Annotated in this window: 6 protein-coding genes; 4 read left to right on the forward strand and 2 right to left on the reverse strand. The window is 31.8% G+C overall.

Annotation, left to right across the window (positions count from 1 at the left end; genetic code table 11):
• Positions 1–585 precede the first annotated feature (585 nt).
• Genes PQG52_RS11270 through PQG52_RS11285 form a run of 4 tightly spaced genes read left to right on the forward strand, consistent with a single transcriptional unit; the run spans position 586 to position 3,425 of the window.
• Positions 586–1,245 carry a phage neck terminator protein gene (locus PQG52_RS11270; RefSeq protein WP_271829580.1) on the forward strand — a complete coding sequence of 220 codons (660 nt, stop codon included), beginning with the start codon at positions 586–588 and terminating at the stop codon, positions 1,243–1,245.
• Positions 1,238–2,440: a hypothetical protein gene (locus tag PQG52_RS11275; protein ID WP_271829581.1), complete on the forward strand. Its 1,203-nt coding sequence runs from the start codon at positions 1,238–1,240 to the stop codon at positions 2,438–2,440. The genes PQG52_RS11270 and PQG52_RS11275 overlap by 8 nt, the downstream gene beginning before the upstream one ends.
• Positions 2,437–2,958 (forward strand): hypothetical protein, encoded by a 522-nt coding sequence (locus PQG52_RS11280; protein ID WP_271829582.1) that lies wholly within the window; start codon positions 2,437–2,439, stop codon positions 2,956–2,958. The genes PQG52_RS11275 and PQG52_RS11280 overlap by 4 nt, the downstream gene beginning before the upstream one ends.
• A gap of 35 nt (positions 2,959–2,993) precedes the next feature.
• Positions 2,994–3,425, forward strand: a complete 432-nt coding sequence (locus PQG52_RS11285) for a hypothetical protein (RefSeq protein WP_271829583.1) — start codon at positions 2,994–2,996, stop codon at positions 3,423–3,425.
• Positions 3,426–3,697: 272 nt separating this feature from the next.
• On the opposite strand, the gene PQG52_RS11290 is transcribed toward PQG52_RS11285, so the two are convergent.
• A complete protein-coding gene (locus PQG52_RS11290; RefSeq protein WP_271829584.1) occupies positions 3,698–4,558 on the reverse strand; it encodes a replication initiator protein A in 861 nt (286 codons plus the stop codon).
• Positions 4,559–5,366: 808 nt separating this feature from the next.
• The coding region (locus PQG52_RS11295) for a hypothetical protein (protein ID WP_271829585.1) at positions 5,367–5,550 on the reverse strand (184 nt) is incomplete at its 5' end.

Here is a 5,550-nt window from a genome sequence, read left to right on the forward strand (position 1 = left end):
TTTTGCATAACTTCAAAAAAGCAGAGTAAGTAAAATTCAAATCGTCTTTACGTTTAGACCATATATGCTTTTTGGGTATTGCTCTTTTTATGTCCTGTTCTATTTCTTCTTTGAAACGAAAAAAAAGAACTCTTGCTTCTCCCCATTTTGCCTTCTTTACCATATTTTTTATCCTTCTTTGGATTTTTACGTCTGTTCTTGTCCGCTTTTGGACTTTATTGTAAAAAATGCGCTCTATCAAATAAAAAATCCAAAAACGGACAAGAGTATCCTAATATCGTGTGGCAAGATGTGTATTCCAGTACTGGAATACTAAACTTATTCGCATTTCATGCTTAACGAAGAAAGGATCAGTGTAGGGATGAATTATTGTTGTGTTTGTCAAAATATGCTATGGTAAACACCATAATGAAATTGTTACGTCTACAAGGTAGACCACAATATCAAACTAATAACAAACGACCCGTTTCGAGGTCGTTTTTTTATGACTAAATTATAAAAAATTAAATAATATTTAAACCAAAGACGCAGTTATGGCGTCTTTTTTTATGCCTTAATAATCAATTTAAGAAAGTGAACAAATCAATGACCGATGAAAATAAAATAAATGATAAACAACCAACAAAGAAAACCACAAAAGTAACGAAAAAAACACCTGCAAAAGTTACTGCTAAAGCTCCAAAAGATGGAGAGTTTCCAAAGTTAAAAAAACTAACGCATCAAGAAATGTATAATTTAGTGGGGAAATTTTTACAAAAAGCTATTCCGATTACAGGAGCTAAATTAACTGTTGTTAAAGGAATGAACAGTCGGGTTTCACCTCCTAAAACTCCTTGTGTTATTTTACAGGTTATTAAAAAAGAGAGGCTTTCTAGCACAGAAACAAGGTACACAGATAAGCATAAAATCCTATGGTATAGATCAATGGTTACTATGAGTATGCTTTTTATGGGAGGTGGAAATATTAGTGCTTTGGAAATGGGTCAAGCCTTTGAAGCACGTTTTAATGATAGCTGGGCTACCGATCAATTTGAGAAGTTAAGTGATATTTTATTTCCTCTTTACAGTGACGATGTAAAAATTGAAGAAGATTATATTAACGATGAGGATCAATATGAAGATTCTTGTTCTGTAGATGTTTATTTTGAATATCATCCAGAAGTTGGTGTTTGCGAAGAAAGCGCCAAAGAAATCGTGATGAATACTCTTATTGCCGATGATGAAGAGGATTCACAAGATGAGTGAATATCAAGGTAATTATGATTCTGTTGAGCCTCAATCATATCCATTTACTGGATCTGCCCCACAGATGGATCCAGAAGATTATTTTTCCTTAAATCCAATACCAGATGGTGTGAAACCTATTATTGATCCAGAGACGAGAATGTGTATTGGGTATGAAGGTATTGGATCTATTGGATATGATCCTACAAGTGGTTTTTTTAAATATGGTTTTATTTATGATATTAACGAAAAAGAAGTAGATCAATATAAACGTAAACTAACTGCAGAAGACGTAGATGCAATGTCTTCAGAAGAGGCAGAAGAGTATCATAAATTTCGTCGCTCTGTTTTCGATGCTGAAGATCACGGTATGTTTGGTTCTTCAGATGATGTTTGGTTGATGGTTGCTACTGATGCGGCACTTGAAAATTTGCCATATGCGATGCGCTCTGCACGTGTGATGGGAAAAAGAAAATTATTATTGGCAGAAAGAGAAATCGCAAATAGAGCTCCTGAACCTTATCAACAAGGCAGAAGTATATTCAAAGAAAGGCGAAGAAGGATAAAGCTAGCAATTGCAGAAGGGAAACCACAAGGACCACCTACAAAGATTCAAATTAGTACAGCAGTAGTCGCAGCACCGACTACTTTTGTTTTAAAATCAAAATTAAAAATGGGACTTGCTGTAGTTAAGTTGAAATTTGAAGATACAGCATTGGGACATATGTCAAATCCAAAGAGATATATTCCAGAAGTGATTTTGGAACATATTATCAGAAATGGGGTAAGATTACCTGATTCATCAAATCGTGCTTTTGGATTGATGTATAAAACATATGTAGGGATTGTGTATAAGAATGGTACACCTCGTCTGGTTGAAGTTATTGTTAATGAAAGAACATGGACGATCAAACATTTTCATTATTCTGATGCTGATAGGATTGGTAATTTAAATCCCAAAAAAGGTACATGGTCTGGAAGGATAAACAAGTGGATGGAGGAATATAAGACACAGACTATTTATAAAAAACCATATATCGAAGATAAAAGGATAAAAAGAATAGAAAAAAATGAAAGAAAACAATTGACAAAAAGAGAGATAAAAGAGTTTAAAGATTACGATATAAAAGCGTTTAAAAGACAAGTAGAGGCAACAAAAAATATAAAATATAACAGTGAAGGACATCCAGAGTGGAATTGGAAAAAAGGTGAATGATAGAAATTGAAGGAAAAGATGGTAGCATTCTTCAACTCGAAGTTAATTATACGAGTAGTGGTGGTATAGAATATACTTTTTCTTACAAAAATAATGATATTTTTTTTATGTGTAAAGATGATTACTGTGATGATGGACCTTTGTCGAGCTTTAAATATTCTTTAGAAGAATTACTAAAGAATAATGAAAATTCCAGTATTACAGAAAAACTATATCAAGAACCTGATTCTTGGTTAACAACACAATTAAAGAGAATATTCCCTTCTTGGTCTGCAACAACATTCAAACCATTAATAAAAGACACGAGGTATAATAGTTGTTCATTTAATTTTATATATCCTGACGCTTCTCTGGAATGTAAAAGGGTTGAAGGTTCTTCAGATTATATAATTGAATTTAAGTTTATTGATCCAAATATTGTTCAAGATATAGATGAGGATATGTTGATTTTAAAAGGCTCTTTATTGGTTACCAGGGCAGCTTTATGGGATTTCCATCAAGATTTATTACCTCTTTAATAGATTTTAATATAGTTATATGAAATAAATACAAAATGATAGAAATCAAAGGTGAACGTGAACTGATCCAGATTGATGTCAATCAATCAAGTGCGGATCAAAAACATAGGAAGTCTGGAGATAATACAAGCTGTAACATCTATTTTCAAAAACTGGAATGTAAGTTTGCATCAAAAGATATTGTAATAACCTATGACGCATTAGAAAATTTTAATTGTGGGTTAAAGCAAATGGTTAATCATGATGAGGGGGATTGTTTTTTAAATGATGAAAATCAACTGATTTCGTTGAAATGTGTAATAGATAGAGACCCATTTAGATCTGTCATTGTTACAGAAGGCAATATCTATAAATTGGAATTTAATCTTCTTTATCATAAGGGAAGTGATATTTCCCTTAGAGGATACTTGTATTCCAATAAAGATTCATTAAAGCAAACAATCCAAGAAATAGAGTATTTATTGTAAATTTTAACAAACGAAAGTATTTTGTATTTACTAGATTACACCGCATACAATGCAACAAAGATTTAATTTCTATTTTACTCTTCCTCAAAACAACTATGGAAAAATAGAACATTTTTTGACCACAATAGTATTGTTTCTCGAAGAGGAGGTAGTCCTCTCTCAAACGTAGATAAAAATTTTCCTGATTTCGGTGCAAAAGGAACACATTAATATAACTTTTGTTTGATGAATTATAATGATTTTTTTTGTAAACTATACTATTGAACGAGTTTCTATTTTTGTGTAAAAATCACCATATCACTTTCGAGATCATAGGCAACGCTATAGTCTGGTAACTCATTTGTTGCCACTAAAGATTTTATTGATTGTCTGAATCCCTTTAACTTTTCGCTACTTCCCGTTTTTCTTAAAAGTAATTCTAATTTTATTTTCCACTCTTTTTGATTTCCACAATGTTTACGAGCCAATTCATAAATACGGCGATCTAAGGGCTTTCTTAGTCTAAAATAGTCTGGGCTGATGGTTAATACTTGATTAGACGTTATAGAACGATAAAGCCAGTCTGGGAGCGTTGCAGATACTCTGACCATACGACCGTCTTTTTCTTCAACAACACGCCATGCATCAATTAAACCAAAACCATGAGATTCTCTTGTTTTCGCTGTTTCAATATTGGTTGTAATACGAGTTCCTGCTAATCGTTCAAGAGCCATTTTAGCTAGTTCGTAATATTGACCGCTTGTGCTTCTATTTGTAGTTATAAGATAATCATAGATCGTAAAATGAACGGTTCTACTAATTTCTTTTTCTTCATAAATGGCTTGCATGAGTTTTGAAATGCAATAAATCCAAATATCTTTGTCATGAATGGTAGCCATTCCATATTTAGAATGGGGAGCGATAGAAATACTAAAGTTGTTATGCTTATACTCTTTAAATTTAGTATTGCCAGCTTTTAAAGCAAATAAGGGGTGTTCCATACTAGCGATATCATCTTGGAATGTCAGATTATTGAAGATATCGGCAAGAAAGAAGTCAGTTTCTTTATGTTTCTTTGGGGAAAGATGTTTCTTTTTATCCTTTTTTTGTGTTGATTCACTTTGATGTTGAATGGTATTATCTGAGAAGATCATTGTTTCGTACTTTGTCGTAAAAGTTAATCAATTAATGGTCGTTCAAGGGTAGTTGTTAGACGCAACTACCCTTTTTTATTAAGAATAATAACATAACGTAATTACAAAGAATAAAGCAAGAATTATTATCGTCATTTCAGATACCTTATTATCGTCATTTCAGATACTTTATTTCGTCATTTCAGATACCTTATTTCGTCATTTCAGATACCTTATTTCGTCATTTCAGATACCTATGTGGATAACTTATTGTTTATTTTCAATGAATTATCTTGTGGATAATGACCCTTAATAATACTTTAATAAATTTATAATAAGAAAATCACCTGTGAATTCTTTTTTTACCCTGTGGAAAACCTCTAAAAATCAAATTAATTTTTGAGTAATTCTTAGCAATGACTTTTTATATGATTTGTTGTTATGCTCAGGAAGATAAATTAAACATGCCTTTAAACGCTTCATATTTGATCGTAGAAGCCGTTTAAAATATTTTATATGGAAATCATCATAAAACAAATTAAAGTCTCTCCAGAGCAATTTAAATGGATTTTGGTTCCATTCGATTTTATTTTCTTTTTACAAGCAATTTAAAACATCAAAAACAAGCCATACTGAAAGAGTTGTATCAATGGTTAATCCTCAATACAAAATCAGCTACTTGGAAACAATCAAGACTATCAAGTTAGAAAAAAACTAAATGAACTTCTTTTTATTTTTTAGATTTGATGAGCCATCTTTTGACTCTTTCTGGGTCAGGTGTTGGGGTAAAGTTAATTTTTGTTCCTATAAGTGATGGGCGAATTGATTTTTACTTTGGTTTTGTTGTGATACCGCTTAAATCGTCCATATTTTCACGATCCAACTTATGGGTTGGGCTTTTTATGGGTATTTCATTTGTTGAAGTAATGTGTTTTTTGCATAACTTCAAAAAAGCAGAGTAAGTAAAATTCAAATCGTCTTTACGTTTAGACCATATATGCTTTTTGGGTATT

It is taken from the genome of Commensalibacter communis (assembly GCF_947179105.1).
Classification (GTDB): domain Bacteria; phylum Pseudomonadota; class Alphaproteobacteria; order Acetobacterales; family Acetobacteraceae; genus Commensalibacter; species Commensalibacter communis.